The organism is Salibacterium lacus (genome assembly GCF_042684865.1).
Taxonomy (GTDB): Bacteria; Bacillota; Bacilli; order Bacillales; family Marinococcaceae; genus Salibacterium; species Salibacterium lacus.
The window spans coordinates 235,461-262,183 of sequence record NZ_JBHUML010000003.1 but is presented as its reverse complement, the minus strand read 5'-3'; the positions used below and the strand labels follow the sequence as shown (position 1 = coordinate 262,183).

At 49.6% G+C, this 26,723-nt stretch carries 22 protein-coding genes; 17 read left to right on the top strand and 5 right to left on the bottom strand.

The window, feature by feature from the left end; translation table 11 throughout:
• The 13 genes from ACFSUB_RS11790 (at window position 1) to ACFSUB_RS11730 (ending at window position 14,066) form a co-directional block, all read left to right on the top strand.
• Entirely contained in the window at window positions 1-1,074 is a 1,074-nt protein-coding gene (locus ACFSUB_RS11790) for a Gfo/Idh/MocA family protein (protein ID WP_380713650.1), read from the top strand.
• A 16-nt stretch (window positions 1,075-1,090) separates the two neighbouring features.
• Entirely contained in the window at window positions 1,091-2,281 is a 1,191-nt protein-coding gene (locus ACFSUB_RS11785; protein ID WP_380713453.1) for a Gfo/Idh/MocA family protein, read from the top strand.
• Window positions 2,282-2,646: 365 nt separating this feature from the next.
• Window positions 2,647-3,294, top strand: coding sequence for a futalosine hydrolase (locus ACFSUB_RS11780; protein WP_380713452.1), 648 nt, complete (start codon window positions 2,647-2,649; stop codon window positions 3,292-3,294).
• A gap of 1 nt (window position 3,295) precedes the next feature.
• Window positions 3,296-4,132, top strand: coding sequence for a 1,4-dihydroxy-6-naphthoate synthase (locus ACFSUB_RS11775; RefSeq protein ID WP_380713451.1), 837 nt, complete (start codon window positions 3,296-3,298; stop codon window positions 4,130-4,132).
• A gap of 357 nt (window positions 4,133-4,489) precedes the next feature.
• Entirely contained in the window at window positions 4,490-5,290 is an 801-nt protein-coding gene (locus tag ACFSUB_RS11770; protein WP_380713450.1) for an ABC transporter ATP-binding protein, read from the top strand.
• Window positions 5,287-6,144: an ABC transporter permease gene (locus tag ACFSUB_RS11765; RefSeq protein ID WP_380713449.1), complete on the top strand. Its 858-nt coding sequence runs from the start codon at window positions 5,287-5,289 to the stop codon at window positions 6,142-6,144. The genes ACFSUB_RS11770 and ACFSUB_RS11765 overlap by 4 nt, the downstream gene beginning before the upstream one ends.
• A gap of 29 nt (window positions 6,145-6,173) precedes the next feature.
• Entirely contained in the window at window positions 6,174-7,196 is a 1,023-nt protein-coding gene (locus tag ACFSUB_RS11760; RefSeq protein WP_380713448.1) for an ABC transporter substrate-binding protein, read from the top strand.
• Window positions 7,197-7,447: 251 nt separating this feature from the next.
• Window positions 7,448-8,800 (top strand): 5'-deoxyadenosine deaminase, encoded by a 1,353-nt coding sequence (locus ACFSUB_RS11755; RefSeq protein WP_380713447.1) that lies wholly within the window; start codon window positions 7,448-7,450, stop codon window positions 8,798-8,800.
• 3 nt (window positions 8,801-8,803) lie between these two features.
• Window positions 8,804-9,826: an XdhC family protein gene (locus ACFSUB_RS11750; protein WP_380713446.1), complete on the top strand. Its 1,023-nt coding sequence runs from the start codon at window positions 8,804-8,806 to the stop codon at window positions 9,824-9,826.
• The gene (locus tag ACFSUB_RS11745) at window positions 9,823-10,455 is read left to right on the top strand and encodes an NTP transferase domain-containing protein (protein WP_380713445.1); all 633 of its coding nucleotides are present in this window, start codon (window positions 9,823-9,825) and stop codon (window positions 10,453-10,455) included. The genes ACFSUB_RS11750 and ACFSUB_RS11745 overlap by 4 nt, the downstream gene beginning before the upstream one ends.
• Window positions 10,416-11,327: an FAD binding domain-containing protein gene (locus ACFSUB_RS11740; RefSeq protein ID WP_380713444.1), complete on the top strand. Its 912-nt coding sequence runs from the start codon at window positions 10,416-10,418 to the stop codon at window positions 11,325-11,327. The genes ACFSUB_RS11745 and ACFSUB_RS11740 overlap by 40 nt, the downstream gene beginning before the upstream one ends.
• On the top strand, window positions 11,320-13,572 hold the full coding sequence (gene pucD, locus ACFSUB_RS11735; protein WP_380713443.1) for a xanthine dehydrogenase subunit D: 2,253 nt from the start codon (window positions 11,320-11,322) through the stop codon (window positions 13,570-13,572). The genes ACFSUB_RS11740 and pucD overlap by 8 nt, the downstream gene beginning before the upstream one ends.
• Window positions 13,563-14,066 carry a (2Fe-2S)-binding protein gene (locus tag ACFSUB_RS11730; RefSeq protein ID WP_380713442.1) on the top strand — a complete coding sequence of 168 codons (504 nt, stop codon included), beginning with the start codon at window positions 13,563-13,565 and terminating at the stop codon, window positions 14,064-14,066. The genes pucD and ACFSUB_RS11730 overlap by 10 nt, the downstream gene beginning before the upstream one ends.
• A gap of 359 nt (window positions 14,067-14,425) precedes the next feature.
• Here the strand turns inward: ACFSUB_RS11730 and ACFSUB_RS11725 are convergent, their stop codons facing one another.
• The 4 genes from ACFSUB_RS11725 to ACFSUB_RS11710 all read right to left on the bottom strand — a co-directional run bounded on the left by ACFSUB_RS11725 (window position 14,426) and on the right by ACFSUB_RS11710 (window position 19,304).
• Window positions 14,426-15,784 (bottom strand): PTS ascorbate transporter subunit IIC, encoded by a 1,359-nt coding sequence (locus ACFSUB_RS11725; RefSeq protein WP_380713441.1) that lies wholly within the window; start codon window positions 15,782-15,784, stop codon window positions 14,426-14,428.
• Between the two features lie 32 nt (window positions 15,785-15,816).
• On the bottom strand, window positions 15,817-16,083 hold the full coding sequence (locus ACFSUB_RS11720; protein WP_380713440.1) for a PTS sugar transporter subunit IIB: 267 nt from the start codon (window positions 16,081-16,083) through the stop codon (window positions 15,817-15,819).
• 1 nt (window position 16,084) lies between these two features.
• Window positions 16,085-18,193, bottom strand: a complete 2,109-nt coding sequence (locus ACFSUB_RS11715; RefSeq protein WP_380713439.1) for a BglG family transcription antiterminator — start codon at window positions 18,191-18,193, stop codon at window positions 16,085-16,087.
• A 598-nt stretch (window positions 18,194-18,791) separates the two neighbouring features.
• Window positions 18,792-19,304 carry a MogA/MoaB family molybdenum cofactor biosynthesis protein gene (locus ACFSUB_RS11710; RefSeq protein WP_380713438.1) on the bottom strand — a complete coding sequence of 171 codons (513 nt, stop codon included), beginning with the start codon at window positions 19,302-19,304 and terminating at the stop codon, window positions 18,792-18,794.
• A gap of 129 nt (window positions 19,305-19,433) precedes the next feature.
• On the opposite strand from ACFSUB_RS11710, the gene ACFSUB_RS11705 reads away from it, so the two are divergent.
• The 4 genes from ACFSUB_RS11705 (at window position 19,434) to ACFSUB_RS11690 (ending at window position 23,679) form a co-directional block, all read left to right on the top strand.
• Window positions 19,434-20,132 (top strand): AIM24 family protein, encoded by a 699-nt coding sequence (locus tag ACFSUB_RS11705; protein WP_380713437.1) that lies wholly within the window; start codon window positions 19,434-19,436, stop codon window positions 20,130-20,132.
• 71 nt (window positions 20,133-20,203) lie between these two features.
• A complete protein-coding gene (locus ACFSUB_RS11700; RefSeq protein ID WP_380713436.1) occupies window positions 20,204-20,950 on the top strand; it encodes an SDR family oxidoreductase in 747 nt (248 codons plus the stop codon).
• 376 nt (window positions 20,951-21,326) lie between these two features.
• Window positions 21,327-22,220, top strand: coding sequence for a TetR/AcrR family transcriptional regulator (locus ACFSUB_RS11695; RefSeq protein WP_380713435.1), 894 nt, complete (start codon window positions 21,327-21,329; stop codon window positions 22,218-22,220).
• Window positions 22,201-23,679 (top strand): MDR family MFS transporter, encoded by a 1,479-nt coding sequence (locus ACFSUB_RS11690; protein ID WP_380713434.1) that lies wholly within the window; start codon window positions 22,201-22,203, stop codon window positions 23,677-23,679. The genes ACFSUB_RS11695 and ACFSUB_RS11690 overlap by 20 nt, the downstream gene beginning before the upstream one ends.
• 425 nt (window positions 23,680-24,104) lie before the next feature.
• Here ACFSUB_RS11690 and ACFSUB_RS11685 read toward each other — a convergent pair whose 3' ends face one another.
• Entirely contained in the window at window positions 24,105-26,630 is a 2,526-nt protein-coding gene (locus tag ACFSUB_RS11685) for a rhamnogalacturonan lyase (protein WP_380713433.1), read from the bottom strand.
• Window positions 26,631-26,723 lie beyond the last annotated feature (93 nt).

Below are 26,723 nucleotides of genomic sequence, written 5' to 3'. Positions count from 1 at the left end.
ATGAACCATTCGAACACCCTTCATTTCGAACCAGAACCAAAACCTGAAGCGGTCGTCGGACCGGGAGAGTTCAAGATCGCGGCAATCGGTCTTGAACACGGACACATCAACAATATGTGCGCGAAACTTGAACAGGCCGGTGCAGAAGTGAAATGGGTGTATGATTCAGACGCAGATAAAGTGAAAGCGTTTCAGGAAAAGTTTCCACAGGCACAGGCAGCATCGTCCAAAGCAGAAATTCTTGAGGACGGGGAGATACAACTCGTGGCTGCAGCACCCATCACCTCCGAACGCGGAGATCTGGGCCTGGAAGTGCAGGACGCCGGCAAACACTTTTTCACCGCTAAAGCTCCGTTTACAACGATGGACCAGCTCAAGCGGGCCAAAGCGAAAACGGAGGAAACAGGACTGAAATGGGCAGTGAATTACAGTGAGCGTGTTTCCGTGGAAAGCGCTGTCTTTGCCGGACAGATTATCAACAAAGGAGCGATTGGCCGCGTCGTTCAGGTTATCGGTACCGGACCGCACCGGCTGAACGCTCCCGCCCGTCCGGAATGGTTCTTCAAAAAAGAACAGTACGGCGGGATTTTGTGCGACATCGGAAGCCATCAGATTGAACAGTTTCTGACGTTCACGGGAGCCCGTGATGCCGAGGTACAGGCGAGCAGGACGGCCAATTACATCAATAAAGATCACCCGGAAATGGAAGACTTCGGGGATGCAACCTTGACGGGCGATAACGGAGCGGGGAACTATTTCCGTGTCGACTGGCTGACGCCGGACGGCCTTCGTTCCTGGGGGGACGGCCGTACCATCATTCTAGGCACAGAGGGTTTCATCGAATTACGGAAGAATATCGATATAACCAACGATGAAAATGGAGAGCATCTGTTTTTAGTGAATCAGCAGGGGGAAAAGCATTATTCCCTCGCAGGGAAAGTCGGTTTCCCTTACTACCACGATCTAATTCTCGACTGTCTTGAACATACCGAACGCGCGATGACGCAGGCTCATGCGTTTAAGGCGGCGGAACTCTGCCTGACCGCTCAGGAAAAGGCGGTCCGGATGGAATAAATAAGAGGAGGAGCTTATGGAACAATCGGTTTCGATCGTACTCGTCGGCATTGGCGGTTACGGCAACAATTACCTGAAAGTATTATGGGAAGAGTCCATGTTCAACCGGATTCAGGGAGTTGTGGACATTGCCCCGGAGAACAGCGACTATTATGAACAGTTAAAAGAGGCGGACGTTCCGGTATTTTCATCGATGGAAGCCTTCTACGAGAAATATGAGGCGGATATGGCTGTTATTTCCACACCGATCCACTTTCATACCGCGCAGACGATATGCGCTCTGGAGAATGGAAGCCATGTGTTGTGTGAAAAGCCGATGACTCCTTCTCTGGAGGACGCGGAAAAGATCATCCGTTTGAAACAGGAGAAGAATGCGTTCGTGGCGGTCGGATTTGACTGGTCCTTCAGCCGGATTATCCAACAGGTGAAACAGGACGTTCTATCTGGAAGATTCGGCGAAGCCCGGCGCATGAAAACGCTCGCCCTCTGGCCGCGCACGGAAGCGTACTATGAACGGGCTTCCTGGGCCGGGAAAAAATACGCCGCCGATCGGACACCGATTTTTGACAGTGTCGTCAACAATGCCACGTCCCACTTTCTTCATAACATGTTCTACATTCTCGGATCGCGTGCTGAACGCAGTGCGCCTTTGAAGGAACTTACAGCGGAACTGTACCGTGCCAACGATATTGAAACGTTTGATACGTGTGCATTAAAAGGCGAAACCGAAGACGGCGTCCCGGTACATTTTCTCGCATCTCACGCCGTTACAGAAGAGATTGGTCCGGTCATCCGCTATGAATTCGAACACGCCGTGTTGACGTATGTTCATCATGAGCAGGAGCTTAAGGCGGAGTTCACGGATGGTACGGTGGTGACGTATGGCAATCCGGAAAACGAACGGAGTTTCAAACTGTATCACTGCATGGAAGCGGTGCAGGAGCAGCGGACCGAAACACTATGCGGTCCGGAAGCCGCGCTCAGCCACCTTCATGCCATCAACGCCCTGCATGAATCGGTACCGGAAGCACAATGTTTCCCGGAAGAAATAACGAAGTACGATCCAGATACCAGGCTGCATTATGTGGAAGGGCTGGATGAACTGCTGAAGCAGTGCTACGAAGACTGGCAGCTGCCGAGTGAGAAAGGGGCAACCTGGACGAAGCAGGGACGCACGATTTCCATCCCGGCGAGCAGCCTGTCGTAGACGCAACAGGGAAAGAAATAGATGGTATCAATATATCCGAACGACGGCCGGGAAGGCTGGTGTTCGGATGTTTTCGTATGTGTGTAGTTTTTTGTCGTTGAAACGTGTGCTTCAGGCCTGGCGGGGTGTGTCATAAGGCACTTTTTAAGTGGCGGGCAGGCTGAACGTCGTTATGAATCGTTCATAGTTACGTTTGGGATAGGTTGTTCCGTTGGAAACGTCACGATGAACCTGCCATGGTTACGTTTGTCCCAAAGGAAACAATGCAAACGTAACGTTGCCCGCTTTTTGCTGCGGCAGGACAGAAAGAAGGATTCCGTGATAGGATAAAAGAACAGCCCATCAGCAGCAAAGGAGTTCACATCATGGAAGAAGGAAAGATTCTAATTGTCACGGCGGTGGACAAAGAAGCGGAAGTTATACATAAAGGATTAGAGAACGACCCGCGGTTTGTAGTGAAAGCGGGGGGAGCCGGGATGGCGGAATCAGCGGTGAGTACCGCCTACGCTCTGGCAGCTGATAACTACAAGGCTGTCATCAACGCCGGGATTGCCGGTGCCTTCCATCACTCGGAAGGTACCGGATCCATTATTGTCGCGAGTGAAATGATTGCAGCGGAGGCGGGCGCGGAAGCCCCGGACGGCTTCCTTTCGCTGGAACACCTCAACCTTGGTGCGTCCCGCTACACTTGTGATGCGGAGAAAGTGGAACAACTGCGCAGCAAAGCAGAACATACCGGTTTGCACGCGTGCGCCGGCCCTGTTTTAACGACAATGACAGCCACCGGCACCCACGCCACGGCGCAGACCCTCCGCGCCCGTTTTCCCGGTGCGCGGGCGGAAGCCATGGAAGGATACGGCGCGGCGGCCGCGGCACGGAGAAAACATATTCCCGCTTTTGAAGTACGTGCCGTATCCAATGCTGTCGGTCCGCGGGATCGTGAAAACTGGGACATCCCGGTAGCACTGGCGGCACTCGAACAGATCAGTCCGATTTTACGGGAGGTTTTTTAATATGAATATCGCTTTTTCCTCATGTCCCAATGATACCTTTACATTCCATGCGCTGGTTCACGGCCGCATCCCGGACGCACCGCCGGTGGATGTAACCTATGCCGACATCGATCAGACGAATTACTGGGCGGCAAATCAGGAAGGACCGGAAGTAATGAAAATATCCTTTGCCGCTCTTCCCTGGGTGCTCAATCATTACCGCCTTCTTTCCTGCGGCGGTGCGCTTGGGAGAGGATGCGGTCCGCTCGTTTTGACGAACGAAGAGAAGAAAGAACCGCGGTTTCTGGAAGGGAAGACGGTGGCTGTTCCGAGTGACCGTTCGACGGCGTATCTGCTGTTCCGGCTCTGGACGGCGCAGAACCTGAACGAAGTGGTCGGCAGCATCCGGATTATGCCGTTTGATGATATTATGCCGGCTGTTCAGCGTGGAGAAGTGGATGCAGGTCTCGTTATTCATGAAGCCCGTTTTACCTACCACACCTACGGCCTGCATATGCTGCAGGATCTCGGAGAATGGTGGGAAGCCGACACCGGTCTGCCGATCCCGCTTGGTGCCATCATTGCCCGGCGTTCTGTCGATCACGAAAAGGTAGAGAATTGGATCCGCGAATCGGTCGATCACGCCTGGGCGCGTCCCGAAGACTCCAGCGAATATGTTATGGAACACTCTCAGGAGATGGCGCCCGAGGTGGCGCAGCAGCATATCGATTTATACGTGAACTCTTTTACAAGAGATCTTGGAGAAGACGGATGGGCCGCAGTCCGTGCCTTTCTGGAACGGGCCGCTGACGAAGGTCTCGTCCCGGATTTTCCGAGAGAAGCATTAAAAGAAAAATAATGACGGCTGCCGCCGGCACTCCATAAAGGGGTGCTGGTTTTTTTATGAATTTTCTATGTGAACTATTCTCACGTGAGAGACAAGGGATAGACAGGACCGTCATAAAAAGGAAGCAGCAGGGAAGAAAAATGCTGAATCCTCTGTCATAGAGCGATTCTACAACGAAGCCGCAGATCGTTATGAAAAGTGATACATAAACATCTGTCTCTTTTTTTCTGGATGTATTTCATAAAAAAACCCAATCTGTTTAGACATTGTATACAATGACGTTCTAAGGAGGAGGCCGTAAGATATAATTATCCATTTAAGAAGCACCAAGCCGATACCGGGCTTAAAAAGGTGGTTGGAGGAAGGAGAATGATGATGGAAACGAAAGCCGGAGAGTCCGTCACTTTCAGCCAATTGAGTAAAGTGTTTCAAAACGGAACGGCAGCGCTGGATCGTTTGGACTTAACTATTGAAGAGGGAGAATTCATTACATTCCTGGGGCCGTCAGGGTGCGGGAAGTCTACTGCCCTGCGGATGGCAGCAGGTCTGGAAGAACCAAGCATGGGCGGGGTGAAAGTATTTGACCGATCCCCTGAAGAAACAATCCAAAACACGAATGATATTGCTTTTGTGTTCCAGGAGCCGAATCTTCTTCCGTGGCGGAAAGTGCTGGACAATGTCATTCTTCCCCTGGAACTCCGGGGTGTACCCAAAAAAGAAGCAAGAGAAGAAGCAGCCCGGGTTCTGGATATGGTCGGCTTGAAAAAGTACATGAAGGTGTATCCAAGAGAACTCTCCGGAGGAATGAAAATGAGGGTCTCCATCGCGAGAGCCCTGGCGGCAAAGCCGAAGCTGCTGTTAATGGATGAACCGTTCGCGGCACTCGATGAAATGACCCGGCAGCGTCTGCAGCTCGAATTGTTGGAAATTTGGGAAAAAGAAAAAACGACGATTCTGTTTGTCACCCACAATGTCTTTGAGGCGGTTTACTTATCCACCACCATCGCCGTTATGTCCGCCGGACCCGGACGTCTGTCCTCCGTGATAAATGTGGATCTTCCGCGCCCGCGGCATTCCATCACGAGAACGGACGAGTTGTTTTCCGCTTACGTCAAAAAGGCCTCGGATCAGCTGGAGAACAGTCTGGATGAAAGGGAGGGTGCATCATGAGCATGACACCTGCTGAAGCAGCCGGAAAAGATTTGTTAGCGAAAGCAGAAAAAGAAAAGAGAACGAAGCCGGCGATGGATACGTTCAAGCATTATGTGCTTGGGCCGCTTGTTGCGTTTATTTTATTTGTTGCTCTGTGGCAGGTTGTGCCGGCACTGCTCGGGATGCCGCATTACATTTTCCCCAAGCCGACGGATGTCGTTTCAGCTGCGGTCAGTGACGGAGCCCTGCTGTGGGAAGCGGTACAGATTACCGTACTTGAGTCTGTCATCGGATTTTTACTAAGCGCAGTGATTGGCATTGTAGTATCGATTACACTGGCAAGTTCCAAAATTATTGAACGAAGTATCTATCCATACGCTATCATTTTGCAGACACTGCCTGTCGTAGCCGTTGCTCCGATCATTGTCATATGGTTCGGTGCCGGATTTAACTCTATCGTTGTTGTGTCATTTTTGATTGGTTTCTTTCCTGTTATTTCTAATACTTTGATGGGACTGAATTCGGTGGATAAGGAAAAAGACGATTTATTTTCCCTGTATAATGCCTCCAAGTGGCAGAAAATGTGGAAACTCCGGCTGCCTTCGGCGATGCCGTTTATTATGGCAGGACTTAAAGTCTCCTGCACCTTATCCATTGTCGGAGCGATTGTCGGGGAATATGTAGCGGGAGTAGGCGGCGGTGAAGGCGGACTTGGCTATGCGATCACTGTTTCTGCCATTCAGGTGAACACCGCCTTTATCTTTGCGTGTGCTATTGCCGGAGCCATGCTTGGGATCACGTTTTATCTCATGATCAGCCTGCTTTCGAACAAAATTCTGGGGTCGTGGCATGAATCGGCTATGAAAAAATAATCATTTCACGAAAGAAAAGAGGGATATATATGGGAAAAATGCAAACATGGTCTAATGTGAAGTGGCTGCCGGCAGCGTTTGCTGCAATCCTGGGGCTTGCAGCGTGCGGCGGGGGAGAATCCGGAGAAAGCGGTACGGCAGGAGCGGAATCAGAAGGAACGGAAGAGACAGAAGATGCCACACTAGTATTGAACTGGTTCCCAAAAAGTCAGATGGGAGGCTTTTTTGCCGCCCAGTCTGAAGGGTACTTCGAAGATAATGGTCTTAACGTGGAGATTCAGCCGGGAGGCCCGGAAGTATCGACGCTCCAGATGGTAGCTGCCGGGGATGCTGAATTCGGCCTTGCTCACGCCGACCAGCTTCTTATGGCAAGGAATCAAGGAATGGAACTCGTTGCGCTGGCGGCTTCCCTCCAGAACAGCCCCCAGGCATTTATGTATCATGAGGAAGCTGGGATGGACGGTTTTGAAGACCTCAACGGACGGAAGGTATTTGTAGAAGCGGGTATTCCTTACTGGGAGTACCTAAAGAGCCAATATGACTTAAGCGGTGTGGAACAATTAACGTATACCGGGGAGTATACGCAGTTTATGAGTGAACCACAATCTGTCAGCCAGTCGTTTGTCACCTCAGAACCTTACTTTATGCAGAGGGAAGGAGTGGACGTGGAAACCACTCTTATTTCTGAAGCCGGATATGACCCTTACAACGTTGTACTGTTTGTAACGAAGGACTATCTGGAGAACAATGAAGCAAAAGTGGAAAAATTCATGAATGCCTACCGTCCCGGCTGGAATCATTATGAAGAGAACTACGAAGAAGTTAATGAAGTCATCCACGAAGCAAATGAGAACATTGCGCCCGAAGAGTTGAAATTCGAAAGTGAACAGCAGCATGATTTCGTCTACGGCGGTGCAGCAGAAGAGAATGGAGTGGGTCATATGACCCCGGAGCGCTGGCAGGAACTTATCGATCAGCTGTATGAGCTTGACCTTCTGGATGAACAGGTCGATGCCAAAGAGGTATTTACAACGGAGTATTTATCAGAGTAATGAATTGTTCATTTGGAAAAAAGAAGCGGAAATAATCTGACAACATCCATGACAGGTTTCAGAAAAGTTTTATATGATAAGACGTAACAAAAGATAACGGTACAGTTTTTCCGCCATTGATGTTCGGTGGAGCAGAAAAACGCTCGTTTGATACCGGTCCGAAGAGGCTGGAAGGAACCGGAGAGAGGGGGTAGTCATGAAAGGCTATAAACCTTTCTCCGTTTTTTTAACCGGAAAAGGAGAGAAAAAGAATGACAGCCATACTGATACGACAGGCCGAAATGGTCACGATGAACGAAAAAATGGAGATCCGGTACGGAGATATCTGGATCAAAAACGACCGTATCGTAAAAATAGGGAAGCATTTACTGGGTGAAGTGGAACCGGACACTAAAATCATTGAGGCCGAAGGAAAAACAGTACTCCCCGGATTTATTCAGACGCATACCCACTTGTGCCAGACGCTCTTCCGCGGCCAGGCCGACGATATGGAACTGATGGATTGGCTGAAGCAGAGAATATGGCCGCTTGAAGCGGCTCATGATCACGATTCCCTCTACCATTCAGCAAAGCTTGGAATTGGAGAACTGATACAGGGCGGCACGACGACCATTATGGACATGGAAACCGTCCACCACACGGATGCTGCGTTTGAGGCGATGGCTGAAACCGGAATCCGTGCACTGTCCGGAAAAGTTATGATGGACATCGGGGATGAACTTCCTCCGGATCTTCTGGAAAAAACCGACGTTTCCATTGCAGAGAGCATTCGTCTGCTTGAAACGTGGCACGGGTATGACAATAACCGGATACAGTATGCATTCTGTCCGCGGTTTGTTGTCTCCTGCACGGAAACGTTATTAAAAAACGTCCGGGATTTATCCAAAGACTATGATGTACTGGTGCATACCCACGCCTCTGAAAACCAGGGGGAAGTCAATATCGTAGAGCAGCGGCACGGAATGCGAAACGTGGAATACCTCGACCATATCGGTCTTGCCAGCGAGCGGCTTGTTCTTGCGCACTGCATCTGGCTGAACGACTGGGAAAAACATATTATCCGGGAAAAAGGGGTGAAAATGACGCACTGTCCGGGGTCCAATCTTAAACTGGCTTCCGGGGTGGCTGATGTCCATGGCTTACATGACATTGGGGCTGCTATCAGTCTGGGAGCGGATGGAGCGCCGTGCAACAATACGATGGATATGTTTCAGGAAATGAAGCTTGCCGCGCTGCTGCCCAAACCTTTTCACGGACCTTCGGCTGTTCCGGCTCTTGAGGTGTTGAAAATGGCAACCATTCAAGGAGCAGAAGCACTCGGGCTCCAGCATGAAACAGGCAGTCTGGAAGAAGGAAAAAAGGCCGACATGATTCTTTTGGATCTGCAGCAGTTTCATAGTTACCCTTCTCAGACGGTAGACCCGATTTCCAGAATCGTTTACTCGGCTTCGGCGGCGGATGTTGATACGACAATCATTGACGGGCGGTTGGTCATGGAAAATCGTATCATGAAAACGATGGATAAGCGCCGTGTGCTGCAGGATGCCGATGAAGCCGTTTCGCGTTTGGTTCACCGGACCGCTCATTTAATGCAGGAGGAATGAGGTATGGAAGATATACATGCGGTACTGGAAGTGTTGGAGAAACAAACGGTTCGCTCTGTACTTGCAACCATCGTCCATGTGGAAGGCTCTGCATACCGGAAAGAAGGAACAACGATGCTCGTGCAGGAGGACGGGGGGCAGACCGGACTTCTCAGCGGAGGGTGCTTCGAAGAAGATATCCATGCCCGTCTTGAAGAAGTGTGGACAGGTGGTTCAAGCGTTATCACGTACGACATGAGAGGGTTTGATGACCTTTCCTGGGGGCAGGGAACAGGATGTGACGGAGTGATCCAGGTATTGCTTGAACCAGTGAAAAGCAGATTGTACCACGATTTGATGACAATGAAAGAACATCTGAAAGCCGGTAATGCCGTTCTCATGGTGAAACAGCTCCCGGCGGATGCCGGTTGCGCCGCGACGCTTTTTGAGTGCAGAGGCTCTGTATTCGGCGGATGGAACGGGCCGGCCCCTTCATGGATCAATTCTGCACGGAGCGGGATGCAGAACCGGGAAGGTGCAGAGGGGGAGGAAGCGTTATATGTCCATCTTTTTTCTCCCAGGCCGCGGTTGTTTGTATTCGGTGCGGGAGACGACGCGTGCCCGCTTGTTCATCTGGCTGCCTTCTCCGGTTTTGATGTAACCGTGGCTGACTGGCGTCCTGCCAAATGCACCAGGATACGATTTCCGGATGCTTATGACCTCTTCACCGGTTTTCCGGAGGATATGAAAAAGGAACTTGATATAAAAAGAGGAGACTTTGCCGTTGTCATGACTCATGACTTCAAACGGGATAAGGAGCTTCTCCCGTATCTTCGAAAGAAACAGCTTTCCTACCTTGGAGTGCTTGGTTCCCGCAGACGGACGTCTTTGCTGCTGGAAGAGGATAGTGTTCCCGAGGACGTAAGAACTCCTGTCGGGCTCTCGATTGCAGCGGAAGGACCTCATGAGATTGCAGTCAGTATAACGGCGGAGTTGATTGAGCGTTTTAAGTCCCTTCCCTCCGGATCGGAAGTGATGACGGTATGAAAGAAGAGCACGTCACCGGCATTCTTCTCGCTGCCGGAAACAGCAGACGCATGGGCCGGAACAAACTGGCTCTTCCTCTGGGAACTTCCACGGTCGGGAGTATGAGCCTCAGGGCAGCTGCCCGTTCTTCCCTGCAGCAGACCCTTGTCGTCGCCCAGACATTCGATCCGCTGGAATGGCTCATCTCTGAACATCCGGCAGATAAGAAAAAATGGGAATTAGTTCGAAGCCGGTTTGCAGAACGGGGACAGTCGTATTCGCTTCGAAGCGGGGTGCAGGCAGCAGAAGATAGAAACGCAGAAGCGGTAATGATACTGCTCGGTGATCAGCCTTTTCTCCCTTCAACGTGGATCGATGAATTGATCCATCAGCATATCCGAAGCCAGCCGGCTTTTACCGCTTCATCCTTTGACGGGAAAATACGTCCGCCGGTCATTTTCTCACAGAGACTTTTTCCCTCATTGAAGCAGATCCGAGGGGATAAAGGAGCTCGTCAGCTTCTCCGGTCTCTTCCTTCCTGCGCAGGGATTACCGTTTCGTTTCAGGAAGAAAAAGCTTTTTATGACGTGGACACAAAGGAGGAATATGAATGGCTGCTGAACGATATGCCGGTTCCGTTTCCCACGTAGACACACCGCTCATCCGTTTTCCGCGGACGCTTGAAGAAGCATGGGAAAAAAAGCAGGAAAACGGGGTGGATGCTTCCTACATCGCCGGAGGCACGGTCATACAGATGCAGCGCGGACAGGGACACCCGTACCCTCCAGTGTTAATCAGCCTTGAAACGATTGAGGGTTTAAAAGGGATAACCATCCGCGGAGACTATCTTGAAATCGGTCCGCTGACGACGCTTGAAGCATGCCGCCGGAGTCCGCTGCTGCAGCAGCATGCACCCTGCTTGGTAGAGGCATTGATGTCTGCTGCCGCTCCGGCGGTGAGAAACCGGGGCACGATCGGCGGCAATATTATGTATGGAAAAGGAGATACGCTTCCTGCGCTGCTCGTACTCGACGCCTCTGTTTCCTTTTTTGACAACAGTGGACTTCAATCGCTCCCGCTTCTTTCGTTTGTAAACAAAGGAGAAAACACCCCGGACCTGCTGAGCGGCATAAAGATTCCCTTTCCAACAGATGGAGAACGCATGATTTCTTTCTTTAAAAAAACCGGCCGCCGGGAAGCTTTCTCGTTGTCTGTGATTAATGCAGCGGGCCGTCTCATGTTGGATGAGGAAGAGAAGGTGGCAGGCGTACGGCTGGCAGCGGGGGGAGGAAATGTTCTGCCGCAGCGTTTGACAGAGGCCGAGGACACCCTGCGGGGAGAAATGTTGTCCACGAACAAGCTGCGGAACCTGCATGAGACGTTGGCCGCGTCCTTTCATCCTTCCGGGGATCCCTATTGTTCAGGAAGTTATAAACAAAAAGCCGCGGCGTACATGATTCTATCTTATCTCTACGAAAACATGGAACAGAGCCTGGTAAAAGGGAGGGTGGAAGATGCCTGACACCAAGACACCTGGAATGAAACCAGGCAGGCGGACGCGCCCTGATGGTGAACCAAAAATCACAGGCCGTCTGAAATATTTAACGGATCTGCACGTGGATGGCATGCTGTATGGCAAAATAAAACGAAGTGAATACCCGCATGCCCGCATCACCGGAATTTATACAGAAAAGGCGGAATCCCTTCCGGGGGTAAAGGCAGTTATCACGCATAAGGATGTGCCGGCATTCAATGGTTTTGGTATTGTGATGCCGGACCAGCCGGTACTGTGCGGGGGCACCGTCCGGTATACAGGGGACGCCGTAGCTGCGGTAGCCGCAGATACTATCGAAGAGGCGGAGGCAGCTATTGCATCCATTGAAGTTACTTATGATCCTCTCCCGATCATGGATGCCCCATCCAAAAGTCTGGAGGAAGACGCGCCCCTTCTCCATCCGGAGGGCAATATTCTTCACCGTAAACAATTCAGGCAAGGGTGCCTCGACAGCGGGTTTGATCAGTGCAGCGCTGTTGTGGAAGAGACGTACGATGTTTCCCGGCAGATGCATACCTATATGGAAACCGAGGGAGGCGTCGTTGTTCCGGAAGAGGACGGTGGAATTTCGGTCTATATGGGCACGCAGCACGGCTTTAAGGACCGTTTTCAGCTCTCCCGTATTCTCGGGTTGGAGGAAGAACGTATCCGGATTGTGTCCAGTCCGATGGGTGGTTCGTTCGGCGGGAAAGACGAGCTGAATGTTCAGCCGTATGCGGCCCTGCTTGCTATGAAAAGCGGGTGCCCCGTCCACATTCACCAAACGAGGGCAGAGTCGGTTCAATCCAGTATTAAACGGCATCCGATGAAAATCAGGATGAAGACAGGGGCGGATAATCAGGGGAAGCTGATGGCCCATGAGGTGGAAATCACTGCTGATACAGGAGCCTACGCCACTCTTGGACCGGCCATTCTTGATTTTGCAGTCGAACACGCTTGTGGTCCTTACCGGATACCGGCTGTTGATATTCAGGGGTTGTCGGTATTTACCAATAACGGCGTTGCCGGTGAATTCCGGGGTTTCGGCGGAAATCAGATTACATTCGCTCTTGAAGGGCAGATGGACCGGCTTGCTGAAAAGCTGCATCTATCTCCTGCTGCATTGCGGCACAGCAACCTGCGCAGCACACACGACCCGGGTCCTCTCGGTCAGACGATTGCTCCGACAGACGGAGCGGTTGATGTTTTGAAGACACTTGAAGAAAATCCCCTAACTGCTTCTGCTCCCAAACCCTGGAAAATGACCGGGGCGGGAATCGCTGTCACCATGCATGGAGGCGGACTTGGATCCGGGCGTCTTGATCCATCCGGAGGCCGTTTCTTGTTTACAAAGGACGGAAAAATAGAAATCTCTTTCGGCTTTGAGGAATTCGGGCAGGGGATTCTCGGGGTCATTGAAACGGTTGTATGTGAAACGCTTGGCTGTGGAGAGGAGGATATAAGAATACGGATCGGAGACACGACGAAAGTGCCTCCCACCGGCTCAACCACAGCTTCGCGCGGAACGAGTATGGTATGGCAGGCCGTGCAGCGTATGCAGGGAGACTTTCGACAAAGTGTTTTGGAAAAGGCCTCGAAGGTCACGGGGGCACAGCAGCAGAACCTTGTTTTAGGAGAAGGGGGCATTTTTTCCGGAACCATCATGGTCCTATCGTATGAAGAACTGGCCGGTCACCTCGAAGAAGAGCTGGAAACGACGACGTTCTTTGATTTTCCAGTCACACCGGATGATGTGGATGGCAGTCATTATCTATACACGTTTGCCGCGGTACGGGCGGAGGTGGAAGTGGACATCAGGACCGGACAGGTATCTCTTCAAGGATTAAATCAGGCTGTATCCGCCGGACCGGTCGTGAACGAAATCGGCTATAAAGGACAGATTGAAGGCGGGGGCGTGATGGCAGCCGGCTATGCCCTGATGGAAGAGGCAGAAATGAAAGAAGGCCGGTACGTGAATGAAAATCTGGACACGTATATGATCCCGGGAATATCCGATGTTCCTTTCGACTTGGGGGTTTATCCGGTAGAGACGTTACATGAAAGCGATGAGTACGGACCGAGAGGAGTTGGAGAAATCGGTACGGTTGCTGTTGCGCCGGCAATAGCGAAAGCTGTGCACGACGCCGTCGGTTTATGGGTTGACCGTCTGCCCATCCATCCGGAGCGTGTGCTGGACCATATTACAAAGAGGGGGCTGCACCCATGGATGTAAACGTAAGCGCCCGGCACAATAAAGAGCATACGATTCTTTCTGTTACGGTTAACGGCCGTCTGGTCCAGGTAACGACTGATCCATCCGCCCGGCTGGTCGATATGCTCCGTGATACACTGGAGCTTACTGGTACAAAACAATCATGCGGCATCGGACGCTGCGGCGCTTGTGCTGTATGGATGGATGATGAACTGGTCCCTTCCTGCCTGGTTATGGCGTATCAGACAGAAGGAAAAAAGATTACGACGATAGAAGGAATGACAGGCGAAGAACAGTTAACCCCCGTGCAGCAGGCTTTTCTGGAGGAGGGAGGTTTTCAGTGCGGCTACTGCACCCCCGGTATGATTATGGCTGTTGAGGCTCTGTTGAAGAATCATCCTTATCCTACCGATGACGAGATAGCGGAAGGATTATCCGGCAATCTCTGCCGGTGCACGGGATACACGGGAATTGTGCGGGCTGTCCGGCGAGCGGCGGAGGTGATTAACGGATAGAAGATTTGGCGCAGAAAGGATATGTTTCCCGGCTGTCCCCGAACGTCTTGGGCGGGGCGTCAACCGGCACCGTACCGTCGGTGGACACTAAATACAGACTACGCTGATGTAGTGGTTGCAAATTCCGTTCTTGTGGACACTAGGGTAGTCACACAAGTGATTAGTGGTTCCGAATCTACGCCGGCACCCACTATCTCCCGGATTCAGCGTCATAGTATCCATGAACCCCCGTCCTGCGGACACTATTTCTTCGTATCCGGCTTTTAGTGAACACCGCTGCAGAAACCCGGCATGAATCATTTTATAAAAAACGCTCCCGGTTATCTTGAATGATAATCGGAAGCGCTTTGTACCTGTATTTACGATGCGTCGGTTTCGTGCTTCCTGTAAGATCTCCAGCCGACCGCAAAGCAGAGGGCAAGAAGCAGTAAGACAATAACAGCGAATAAAAGATTTGATGACACAATATTGCTTATATTTCCAAGAATCAGACCGACAACTCCGAAATCGGCATCCCCGAACGTCGTACTTTCAAATCCAAGTGTCCCAAGAACGGGAAGTAAAAGAGCCGGCAGAAAGCTGATCATGACACCGTTGGCTGCTGCACCGACAATGGCTCCGACTCGTCCGCCTGTGGCATTTCCAAACACTCCGGCGGCCGCCCCGGTGAAGAAGTGCGGAACCAATCCGGGTACAATTACGGCGAGACTGAAAACCGGCAGCAGAAACATGCTGATCAAACCAGCCAGAAAACTTACCATAAAGCCAAGAATGACGGCATTATTGGCAAATGGGAATACTGTCGGAGCATCCAGAGCCGGTTTGGCATTAGGCACCACTTTATCAGCAATCCCTTTGAAGGCAGGGACGATTTCCCCGAGAATCATACGTACACCGGCAAGAATAATGTAGACACCGGCGGCAAATGTCAGACCCTGCATAAAGGAAAACACGAGAAAGTTCTGTCCGCCGCTCAATTCACTTTCAATAAATGAACTTCCGGCAAACCCGCCGACAACAAGGAACAAAATAACCATCGTTAGTGAAACGGCGACTGAGGTGTCCCGCAGGAAGCCGAGTGATTTTGGAACATTGATTTCTTCGGTGGATTTGGACTTGTTCCCAATTCTCTTACCGATGAAGCCGGCCACAAAATAGCCCGCAGATCCGAAATGGCCGACAGCGAAATCATCCGATTTCGTGATTTCTCTTGTGTAAGGCTGCAGTAGAGCCGGGAACAATACCATCAGCGATCCGAGAATGACAGCGCCCAGAATAATCATAGGTATGCTGGACATGCCTGCTGTTGTCAGGATAACGGCAATTAAACAAGCCATAAACATAATATGATGCCCGGTCAAAAAGATAAATTTAAAAGGCGTTACACGTGCTAAAATAATATTGGTAATCATACCGAAAAGCATAATCATCGCTGTTTCCGTACCGAAAGTATCCTGTGCGACAGCGACAATCGCTTCATTATTCGGAATCACGCCGTCTACGTTGAACGCATGATTGAACATGCTGCTGAACTGACCCAGTGAACCTTGAATGACCGAGGCGCCGGCCCCTAAAATGACAAAACCAAGAACTGTTTTCAGCGTTCCGGAAATGACATCCGAAAACATTTTCCTTTGAATAAGAAGACCAATAAGAGCGAACAAACCGACCAGAATCTCGGGTGTTCCCAGAATGTCATTCATTAATAAATCAACCATTTATAATCCCCCTTTTTCCTTTATGGCGCCACTTATAATCTTTCTTCGAGCACCCGGCGTAATTCTTCTTTATCAAGCAGGTTGTTCAAGAGCGCAATGTTGCGGCTTCCGTCATCAATGGTGCCGAGAATATCCTCCGAGCCGATGAAAAGGTCGGCGCGCTCCGTTTTGGCTGTTGTTAAATCGGTGTGGGAGACGTCTGCTTCTACATTCATGTCTTTTAGTATACTGTTCACATTCATCTCCACCATCATCGAGCTTCCCAGTCCATTTCCGCATACAACTAAAATCTTTTTCATATTATTCTCCTCCTTGTAATGAATAATGGGTGACGAGCTTCAGAATATCTTCTGTTTTTTCTGCCTGCAGGAGCTGTTCAGTATTACCGGGGTTCGACAGCATTTCCGTCAGCTGGGCCAGAGCCTGTAAATGGGTTTCATTGTCGACAGCTGCGAGTACAATCACAAGGCTTGCTTTGTGTTTATCCTGATCGGAAAAGAAAACCGGTTTTTTTAAGTGAAGCAGGCTCATGCCAAGTTTATCCACCCCCTCTTCAGGTCTGGCGTGAGGCAGTGCGATATGAGGGGCAATAACAACATACGGGCCGTTTGCCCGGATATTGTCAACCATGGCTTCTACGTAGTTCTGCTGGATATGCTCCAGCTGTAAAAGCGGGGCCGCAGCAGTACGCACAGCTTGTTCCCAGTCTGTCACCTCCTGCTCAAACTGAATTGTCTCTTTGGTTAATAATTCATCCAGCATAGGTTTGTACGTCTCCTTCTTGAACGCATGTTGACTTGATAAAAAGGTCTCAAGTTTCTCCTGAAGTGTTTCTTTATCATAGATTGCAGCATGGTGATCGATGATGTTCATCAGACCTTCAATATTGTGGAATCCCGAAGCGTCCGGCTTCAGCAGCCTGCGCGATCTGTAGACAACCGATTCTCTGTCCGTATCATTCAAAATGGTAGGCAGATAGATGATTGGTGTCTGTTTTTGTTTAATAAACGAAGTCGAAAAAATAATATCGGCTTCCACCGGCTGATTATTGTAGTCTTTAATAGATAGCGTATCTGTGATCATAATTTCCGGAAGAAGGGATTCCACCTGTGCTCTTACCATTCCGGAAGCCGCGATACCGTTTTCGCACACAACCACTCCGCGGTATTTTTTGACGCTGGTCTGATTTTCCCGGCGCAGCCAGCCGCCGAAGTGCATGGCAATATAGGCAATTTCCTCTTTGGGTATGATTTTTCCAATAAAAGATTCCAAATGGGACAGGGAACGTTTCGTTAAATCATAGATGTCCGGATAATGCGTCTGAATATCCTGATAGTATTGGTTGTTTAATGAAAGGTCGTATTTCAACCGGTAATACGTTGGTTTCAAATGTACAAACAAATTATCTTCAAGCTGCTTTCTTTCTTCGAAAATGATACAGGCTGTCACCTGGAAATCATCCACGATTTTTTTGATCACCATGCGGAGCTGTTCCATTGCCTTCATATTTGAACCGGTTCTCGGATCGTAATGGACCCTCGAACCAAGGATTTGAATGGTCAATAGATAGACTTCCTGCTCGGGAAGCGGGTGGAAACCTTTCCCGCGGAGGCGGTCATTTAACTGCCTGGCAGCTTCAAACGCACGAGTACTTTCGAGAATCTTTTTTTCTGCTTCATCAACAGCCAGGGAAAGATCATGGGATTTTCTCTGGACGGCGATCATGATCTGCAGCACGAGAAGCTGGGACATGTCCTCAGTGAAGGATACGTGCAGCACATCTTCCAACGCCGCAATTTCATCCTGAATCATCGAAAAGAGGTTTGTCTGCGCAGCAGGTGCGGCAGGGTGAAGCATGCTGTTTAATTTCTGCTTCATATGCTCGTTGTTGTTGTCTGTGAGAAGATAGGTTATCGTATCACTGATTACCTGTCTTTTCTGTTTTTCCAGTCCCCGGACGAGATAACCCGTATCTTCATAAATAAGAGCCAGGCCTCTTGCTTCCATGTCCTTGTTTATCCGCTGAAGGTCGCGGAAGATGGTGCCCCGGCTGACCTGGACATTATCCTTTAATTCCTGGACGGAGGACGGCTTATGCTGCGTCAATAACGTCAACGTCGTCAGATTGATGCGTTCTTCGGGTGAAAAGCGGTAATCCCATTCATCCTGCAGCGTCAATTTTTCAGGGAGAGCCTCGACGGTTTCTTTTGTCAGAAAAAAACCTTTGCCGTAAGGTTTTTGAATCGGGTCCAGCTGCTCCTGTTCGAGCCATCCGTTGATTTGATCCATGTCATAATAAATCGTCCGCTGGGAGACTCCGAGCTGTTTTTTGAGCTGTTCCATCCCTATACTGCCGTTTTGTTGATAAAGATAATGAAGCAGGGATATCCTTCGTTTATCGAGAACCATCACCGTCCCTCCTTTTTGCAGCATTCAATATTGCAATTTGAAACTTTTCGCTGGCTGTATTCTAATAATATACCGATTCCACTTCTAATGTAAGGGGTTTCGTCGTTCAATGTTTGTACGATGATAATTTGCAAAATGAAACACCGGGCAAGCTGGAGACGAGGTCGGCAGATAGCTGGCAGAAATAGCGGCAGGGACGGGGAGAGAAGCGGAATAGTTAAAAATGCCGGATATATGTATTATGATGGAGAGAAGACAAAAAAAGGAGAAGATACGATGTTGTTTGGAAAAACGTGCGGAATCTGCAAAAAGAAAATCCGCGGATATAAGCCGCGTCAGTATATTGCTCCTTCGAGCGGAAAAAAAGTCCCGGTCTGCAAAATGTGCATGGAGTATGCGGAAAGACGGGCCTGGCCAAAAGCGTAAGATTCATCGATGATGACAGGGGAGAGTGTCGGAAAAGAGACACCTCCCTTTTTAATATGTCTACTATGTCCTGATTTTAGACAGAAGAGAGTGCGGTGCAGCGGAAACTGTCTGTCATGCTTTCGGATACGGACACTGATGCGTCAAGTAAGTCCGTATCCGGTCAGCCGACTTAGAGGTCTTTCTGGATTTCCCGGATAACATGTCCGAGTTCCGGCAGGATCAGCCGGTTCAGCGCCAGCTTGACAGCGCCGGAGGACCCCGGCATGGAGAAAACGGCGGTGTCCTTGTAAACCCCTGCCACAGCCCGGCTTAATATAGCTGCTGTTCCGATATCTTCAGCAAAACTTAAATACCGGAACAATTCTCCAAATCCCGGCATTTCTTTATCCAGGAGGGTATGAACGGCTTCACAGGTGGTATCCCGTTTTGCCATTCCTGTTCCTCCGTTCAGAAGAACAGCATCAACAGTCACATCGGACCCGGCTTTGTGAAGAAGAGATTGGATGCGGTTGTAATCGTCTTTGATAATTCTGTAGTCAGATACAAGATGTCCTTTTGCTTCCAGTCGTTCCTGTATAAACTTTCCGCTCTTATCCTGTGCTGCTTTCCTTGTGTCCGAGACGGTGATGATCATGCATCGTACCTGACTTGGTGCTTCCTGTTTATGCTCGCCCGCCGCCATAGCTGTCTCTCCTTTCCTAAGCTTTAAGGTTTATTATAACATCCCCGGAGGGAAATAAATGGGGTGAAACGGGATTTCGGAATTTTACGTATACAGGGAGAGAACATATGCTGAAAGGGGTTTGGGAAGATGAGCAGCTATTCCATCCAGGAGTTAATCCAGCAGACGAAACAAGATGATGCGGAGAGGGAATTTTTCGAACTGGAAACACCGAGAATTCTTGAAGTGAACTTGAACGGTGATGTATGGGCAAAGACAGGATCGATGGTGTCTTATACCGGGGATATAAAATTCGAACGGGAAGGCATAATGGAGCACGGGCTGGGTAAGTTTTTTAAACAGGCCTTTTCCGGAGAAGATACATCTCTGATGAACGCCAGCGGGACGGGAAGATTGTATCTTGCCGAACAGGGCAAAAAGGTGACCATTATTAACCTGCAGAATGAATCCCTGACCGTTAACGGTAACGATTTACTTGCTTTTGACAAGAACCTGGATTGGGATATTAACTTGATGAAAAAAGTAGCCGGTATGATGGCAGGCGGCATTTTCAATGTGTCGCTGGAGGGGACGGGCCCCGTAGCTATCACATCTCACTATGAACCGCTGACTCTGCTTGTAAGACCGGAAGAGCCGATTATTACCGATCCCAATGCGACAGTAGCATGGTCGGGACATCTTGAACCAGAATTCCGCACTGATATCAACGTCAAAACGTTTTTCGGCCGCGGGAGCGGTGAATCCGTACAGATGGAATTTAAAGGAGAAGGTTTTGTCATGATCCAGCCGTATGAAGAGGTTTACTATTCGTCCTCTAATAATGGATAAAGCGTTTCTTTTTGGGTGGACAATGCTTTTTATTATAATAAGAGAGAAACACATAAAAAGGAGGAAATGTTTTGGCTGACCTAAAAGATAAAGTTGTCGTTATGACCGGTGCTTCCAGTGGAATTGGAGAGGGTACTGCCAAAGAACTGGCCGACAATGGGGCAAAACTTGTCCTGGCTGCCCGCCGGGAAGAACGTCTCCAGGAGTTAACAGACGAAATCAACAAAAACGGTGGAAACGCTGTCTACAACGTGACGGACGTTACGTCGCGTGAGCAGCTTCAGGAACTGGCGCAGAAGGCATTGGACCAGTACGGACGGATTGATGTTCTCGTCAATAACGCCGGACTGATGCCGCTCTCCTTTATGGACAAGCTGAAAGTTGATGAGTGGGACAAAATGGTGGACGTTAACATTAAAGGCGTTCTCTACGGTGTTGCAGCCGTCCTTCCGACGATGCGCGAACAGAAAGCAGGACATATCATCAACATTTCTTCCGTTGCCGGTCATACTGTCGGACCTGGAATGAGTGTGTACAGCGGAACCAAACATGCGGTGCGTACCATTACAGAAGGACTCCGTCAGGAAGAGGCTCTGGCAGAGAGCAACATCCGTACAACCATCATCTCGCCGGGGGCCGTAGCGACTGAACTTCCTGAAACCATTACCGATGATGACGTGCTGAAAGGGTTGGAAAACAGCAATATGACCCCGATTCAGCCAAAAGACATCGCAAGCACTATCCGGTATGCAATGGAACAGCCCGAAGAAGTGGCGATTAACGAAATTCTGGTACGTCCAACCGCTCAGCAGGGATAATACGAATGGAGCAGCTGTCCACCCGGGCAGCTCTTTTTTTGAGAAGAGACAATGGATCTGCTTTCCCTGCCGCTCCACATCCCGAGCCAGCATCAACAGCCTCTCCGGGATTACACTCTCCTCATTTCTCCCTTTATTACAAATAAGGAAGCAGGAAACTTTCTTCATCTTTCATCTTCTGATAGGGTGAAACGCATGCTTCAAAGCGCCGCAAACCATTATTCCGGACAGACAAAAGGTCGGGTATACAGGCTTTGTTAAGAAAAAATTAATGTTGTGCGCATTCGTTGACTAGAGCAAAAAAAGGGTCTAAGATGTACGTTGTGACTCAATAATTACTTTTTGTGACTGGTTGGTCAGAAAGGAGGGGAGGTTGGTGAGTGAAAGACAGCAGGAAATTATGGACACGGCGATCGAGCTGTTTTCCGAAAAGGGATATTATTTCACCTCGATTCAGCAGATCACAGAAGCCTGCGGGATATCCAAGGGTGCATTTTACAGGCACTTTGCTTCCAAAGAAGGGATGATGCTCACCTTACTGGAAAGTCACCAGAACACCTTGCTCCGTGAAGCGGAATTATACAGTTCCGGCAAGGATCTCCCCGCTCACGAACAGCTTATATCAAAAATACGTCTGGAGCTTGAGAAATCGGTGGAATACCGGTCTTTTTTTCGAATTCTATTCACCGAGTTCATGCCGACAGAAAACAGTGAGGTCAACAAGAAAATTAAAGAGTTTCAAACCGTGCTGCGAAGCTGGCACCAGCAGTCTCTCGAAGATGCGTTCGGCAGCAAGATCACTCCATTTCTCCAGGATGTAACGGCTGTGATGGAAGGTGTGTTGAAAGAATACGTCATGCTGCTGATGTGGTACAGCCAGCCGGTTCCGCTATGGAAGGTGGCCTCGTTTATATTTGAAACTGTGCATGCTTTAGTACGGCAGCTGCCACAGCTCGAACCTGTACTTCCGGCCGGGATAGAAGAGACGCTGGAGAATTTCTCAGGAAGAGACGGTATGAAAAGGCAGATGCAGCTTCTGCTCGCGGAAGTGACCAGCCGCTATGCCGAGGAGAACGTGCGGCAGGATAAGCAGACGATGGAGCTGATCCTCGAAGAGCTGGAGCACGATCATCCGCGTGTGTTTTTGATTGAAGCGCTGCTGGAGGCGCTGCAGCAGAGATCCTATGTATCAAGAAGAATAGAAGATATTATTCATATCTGGAAAGAATGGAAAGGAGATGTATCGAATCATGAGTTCATTAATGAATGATTCCTGGAATTTACCGCCGCTGAAAAAGTGGCTGATGATTGTGTCCCTGATGGCCGGGGCATTTATGGGTATTATCAACGAAACGCTGCTCGCCACGGCGCTTCCGACCATCATGGATGTGTTTTCCCTGCAGGAAAGCACCGTACAGTGGTTGACAACAGTCTTCCTGTTGACAAATGGTATAATGATTCCGATATCGGCGTTCCTGATTGAACGCTTTACAACAAGAGGACTGTTTTTAACGGCTATTGGACTATTTGGTCTGGGCACATTGATTGCAGCTGTTGCTCCGACTTTTTCTGTGCTTGTGCTGGCACGGGTCGTGCAGGCAGCAGGTTCCGGTATTATGCTTCCGCTTATGATGACGGTCCTGCTCGCGGTTGTGCCGCTGGAGCGGCGGGGACTTGCAATGGGTCTTGCCGGTGTTGTGATTTCGTTTGCTCCGGCCATTGGTCCCACGCTCTCAGGCTTTTTGCTGGAACACTTTGAATGGAGAGCGATGTTCTATACGGTACTCCCTATCGTTGCTGTCACGATTACGCTGGCGTACTTCTGTGTGCAGAACGTGACGGAACTGACGAAGCCGAAGATTGATGTTCTTTCTATTATTCTATCTTCCTTTGGTTTCGGAGGAATTCTGTATGGTTTCAGTAAAATCGCTGAAGGAGGAGAAGGCGGGACAACGGTCGTACTCAGTATTCTGGCAGGCCTTGTCATTCTGTTTTTCTTTATCCGCCGTCAGCTTCGCATGAACGTTCCGATGCTGGAGTTCCGGCTGTTCCAGTTCCCTATCTTTTCGATATCCATTGTCATTACCATGGCTGCGCTGATTTCCATGATAGGGGCTGAAACCCTGCTGCCGCTGTATATGCAGAACGTTCTCAACTTCTCTCCGCTGGAGTCCGGTTTAATGCTTCTTCCGGGGGCCATTGTCATTGGCATCATGTCGCCTATTACCGGTCATCTTTTTGATATGTTTGGAGCGAAGTGGCTTGCGATCACTGGTTTATCTATTGTGACCATAACGACATTTCTCTTTACCAATATTACGCTGGATACATCGTTTGCGTACCTGGCAACCATCTATGCCATCCGCATGTTCGGTCTTTCGTTTGCCATGATGCCGGTTGTAACCTCTGCGTTGAACCAACTGCCACAAAAATGGTATTCGCACGGTTCAGCGATGATGAATACAATGCAGCAGATCTCAGCTTCCATTGGAACCGCCATGCTCGTTACGATGATGGGTATCGGCACCGCACGCTCCAGTGCCGGCACAGAAGCCGAAGCAGGTTCCCAGATGATGAGATTGGCACAGCTGAACGGCTATCAATGGGCCTTTATGGGAAGTACTATTCTTGCCTTCATTGCACTCGTGCTTTCTTTTTGGCTCCGGTCGAGAAAACACGAAAAAGCCGCCAATTATCAAGAAGAAGAACATCAGGCAGCATCCAGCTAGGTTATACAACGAAAAAAGAGTCTGAGACAAAACTTCTATAAGATAGAAAAGTACCGAACGATTTCAAAAAATCGTTCGGTATTTTTCGTTGCTGAGACAAGCCGCTACGCCAAAATGCTTTGCTTTTACTCCAGAGCACAAGGGCGGCATCGATTCGCTGGGGCTCATCGTGTCTTCTATGCCGCGGGCATGGCTCAAAAGGAGGAAGATCGGCTAAGATCGGCACCTCCTGGCGGGCGCCGACCTGACCCGCATCCTGCGGGCCCTCGGAAGAAAACCGCATCCTGCGGGGTCCCCGTGACTCGTGCTGTTCTGAGCAGGAGTCAAAGCATTTTGGCTCCGCTGCTATACACCTTTTGATTAGTGACCCGGAACATTCGTGTTATCTGCCGCATCATGTGCTTTTGTCCCAAACTCTTTTTTGACTACCACGAGCGGAGAACCTGCATGGCTTGTTGTTTCAACTCATCTGCAGCCTCTTGGCTGATGCGGCTTTCATCACTTGGCATCATCAGATGGGAGGTGAACTTATACATGAAATGCCGGGCCTGTTTTTTGTTTTGTTTCTCTTCATGATGTTTTGCCTGGCGCAGTGTATTGCCTAATTTCCGCTCCATGGATTTGTTGATTTCCCCGTTTTCGGAGTACATTTCAAACGTGTTCTGCAGCTGCCAAAGAGGATTGTTCGATTGAAGTACAGGCACCGGAACCTCTCCCCAGTTCATATCCGAGCCTAAATAAAAACTTGGATAAGCCGGTTGGTTATATCCTGAATTCTGCCAGGAAATCCCGGTTCGGTATTGTGGGTCATGCATCAGCGTATAAAGTTTGTGGTCTGTCACTTCTGTGTTCATATACATCCGGATGGCTGAACTGTCTGTGGTGCGAACGAGCATTTCTTCGCGCCAGTCTCCAAACACATCAGCGACAAGTCCGGGATTGCCTTTGGTGTAATTGTTGGTTCTGGTACCATCGGCGGTAAGAACGGTGCCTTCTTTCCAGTCGTTAATGACAGGTGTTTCATCGATGGCGCCGTTTATGATCTGAGTGGTCATGTCGGCGGACCATTTAATATTCATGTTCGTTCCGGGCATCTCTTCACTGATACGCGTTCCATCCGCGGTCCATAAGCCTTCCGCCCATGTTTCGAGTCCCGCGTGCTCAGGATCGACATCACCGATCATGCCGCGTCCTGTATCTTCCCCGGTATAGTTTCCGTAAATAACATCTCCGTTTTCTGCATCCCGCAGGGCATAACCGTAGGGGGCATTTGCACCTGGTTCATGTACCGTGAAGATTTCAAGCCCCTCACGGTCAGGATCGATATCGGCCACATGCATCGCATCCCCATGTCCTAAACGGGCTTCTGCTCCAGGGTCCGCGCTCTCTTCGGGAAGCGTATCAAAAGAGCTGTAGAGGAGAGAGCCGTCGTGATCAATGGTTGCAGAACCGTAAATGATCTCATGTTTTCCATCTTCATCTACGTCTGCTGTACTGAAGGAATGATTCCCCTGTGTGGTGAGAGAGCTGAACTCTTCATTGGTTCCAGGAGTTCCATGCGGGCTGGCATGAAACGGATTGTCCATCGGAGTCCAGCCGCTGTCTACATTCCAATGTTCTTTTAATTCTTCACCATCCCAGCTGTAGGAAACGAGGGAGGTTCTCGTGTAATAGCCGCGGGCAAACACGGCGTACGGCTTCCTGCCGTCGAGGTAGGCTGTACCTGCCAGGAATCGGTCCACCCTGTTGCCAGGTTCAATTCGGCTCATGGCGTAATCGCCCCACATTAATCCATCATCATGGCGGGCAGGTTTATAATCGATCGTTTCCAGTTCTTCACCGGTTTCTCCATTGAATACGGTGAGGTATTCCGGTCCTTCCAGAATGAACCCTTCAAGATCACGTAAATTGTTCCGCTCACTGCGGGACGGCGCGTATTCATCCATGAAGTAATCGGCAAGGCTTTCAGCATCTTCTCTGGATAATGGATACTGATATCGTTGTTCGATGCCGAAACTTTCTTCTAACGTTTCCGGCCACCTGCCATTTACAACTTCTTCGTGCTCATGCCACCCCATAAACATTTCAACGATGTGATTATAGTAATCTTCACTGCTCATCCGGTAATCGTCGGAATGGCTGTAACCGGCTTTCTTATCTTTTTCCGGCATGGTAATGTATTCCTCTGAAGCTTTATTTCTGTCTTCATCATACTTTATAATCTTTGTCCCGGGAGCGGTTTTGAACATCAATTCCGCCTTACCGCTGTTGTCAAAATCACTGACGAGAAACTGGGTGTAGTGAGCGCCTGAGCGGATGTTTCTGCCCAAGTCAATCCGGTAAAGCAGTTCTCCATCATAGGTGTACGTGTCAATATACGTGTTTCCGGTATATCCATTCTGGGAGACGTCCTTGGAGTTATCCGGGTCCCATTTCACAACATATTCATACTGCCCGTCACCGTTAACGTCGCCGACACTCATGTCATTGGCATCATACGTATATGTTTCGCCGGCCGGCGTGACACCACCATCAGGCTTTTGCAGCGGCAGTTCATAGTAGTTTTCTTCCCAGGGAGTTACTTTTTTGCTTTTCGATTGTTCCTTTCCATCCATTACAGCCTTAACAAAATAGTCATCTTCCACTTCTCCGTTTTCATCTAAATAGTTGGTGCTGTCCTCTGTTTCTGCTATCTTTTCTCCATTCCGGTAAATGTGAAAATTCGTGCCGGTTAACCCTTCATCGGAATATCCGGTCACTTCTCCCGCCAGAAAACGCCAACTTAAAAAAACACCTTCCGTAACATCTACGGCTTTCAGTCCACGGTCCAGATTTTCCAATTGTACCGGTGCCTGTTCTGCACTTTGATCTGTAAAAGCAGCAGCTGGAACCTGCGGCACCATCAACGAACAAACCACAGCAGCAGATAACATGATGGCAGACTTTTTCATTATTAATCTGTCCCCTCCCTTTAGTAAGCGCTTACAATTAAAATGCAACTATATCTTACAATAGATGGCTGAAAAAGGTAATGCGGTAAATGT

Coding starts and splice junctions, on each gene's coding strand:
- ACFSUB_RS11710 (WP_380713438.1), bottom strand. CDS start 19,304: ATGGCGGCGGGCGAGCATAAACAGGAAGCACCAAGTCAGGTACGATGC.
- ACFSUB_RS11765 (WP_380713449.1), top strand. CDS start 5,287: ATGAGCATGACACCTGCTGAAGCAGCCGGAAAAGATTTGTTAGCGAAA.
- ACFSUB_RS11705 (WP_380713437.1), top strand. CDS start 19,434: ATGAGCAGCTATTCCATCCAGGAGTTAATCCAGCAGACGAAACAAGAT.
- ACFSUB_RS11755 (WP_380713447.1), top strand. CDS start 7,448: ATGACAGCCATACTGATACGACAGGCCGAAATGGTCACGATGAACGAA.
- ACFSUB_RS11760 (WP_380713448.1), top strand. CDS start 6,174: ATGGGAAAAATGCAAACATGGTCTAATGTGAAGTGGCTGCCGGCAGCG.
- ACFSUB_RS11740 (WP_380713444.1), top strand. CDS start 10,416: ATGGCTGCTGAACGATATGCCGGTTCCGTTTCCCACGTAGACACACCG.
- ACFSUB_RS11730 (WP_380713442.1), top strand. CDS start 13,563: ATGGATGTAAACGTAAGCGCCCGGCACAATAAAGAGCATACGATTCTT.
- ACFSUB_RS11780 (WP_380713452.1), top strand. CDS start 2,647: ATGGAAGAAGGAAAGATTCTAATTGTCACGGCGGTGGACAAAGAAGCG.
- pucD (WP_380713443.1), top strand. CDS start 11,320: ATGCCTGACACCAAGACACCTGGAATGAAACCAGGCAGGCGGACGCGC.
- ACFSUB_RS11750 (WP_380713446.1), top strand. CDS start 8,804: ATGGAAGATATACATGCGGTACTGGAAGTGTTGGAGAAACAAACGGTT.
- ACFSUB_RS11685 (WP_380713433.1), bottom strand. CDS start 26,630: ATGAAAAAGTCTGCCATCATGTTATCTGCTGCTGTGGTTTGTTCGTTG.
- ACFSUB_RS11770 (WP_380713450.1), top strand. CDS start 4,490: ATGATGATGGAAACGAAAGCCGGAGAGTCCGTCACTTTCAGCCAATTG.
- ACFSUB_RS11775 (WP_380713451.1), top strand. CDS start 3,296: ATGAATATCGCTTTTTCCTCATGTCCCAATGATACCTTTACATTCCAT.
- ACFSUB_RS11715 (WP_380713439.1), bottom strand. CDS start 18,193: ATGGTTCTCGATAAACGAAGGATATCCCTGCTTCATTATCTTTATCAA.
- ACFSUB_RS11720 (WP_380713440.1), bottom strand. CDS start 16,083: ATGAAAAAGATTTTAGTTGTATGCGGAAATGGACTGGGAAGCTCGATG.
- ACFSUB_RS11790 (WP_380713650.1), top strand. CDS start 1: ATGAACCATTCGAACACCCTTCATTTCGAACCAGAACCAAAACCTGAA.
- ACFSUB_RS11690 (WP_380713434.1), top strand. CDS start 22,201: ATGAGTTCATTAATGAATGATTCCTGGAATTTACCGCCGCTGAAAAAG.
- ACFSUB_RS11785 (WP_380713453.1), top strand. CDS start 1,091: ATGGAACAATCGGTTTCGATCGTACTCGTCGGCATTGGCGGTTACGGC.
- ACFSUB_RS11725 (WP_380713441.1), bottom strand. CDS start 15,784: ATGGTTGATTTATTAATGAATGACATTCTGGGAACACCCGAGATTCTG.
- ACFSUB_RS11745 (WP_380713445.1), top strand. CDS start 9,823: ATGAAAGAAGAGCACGTCACCGGCATTCTTCTCGCTGCCGGAAACAGC.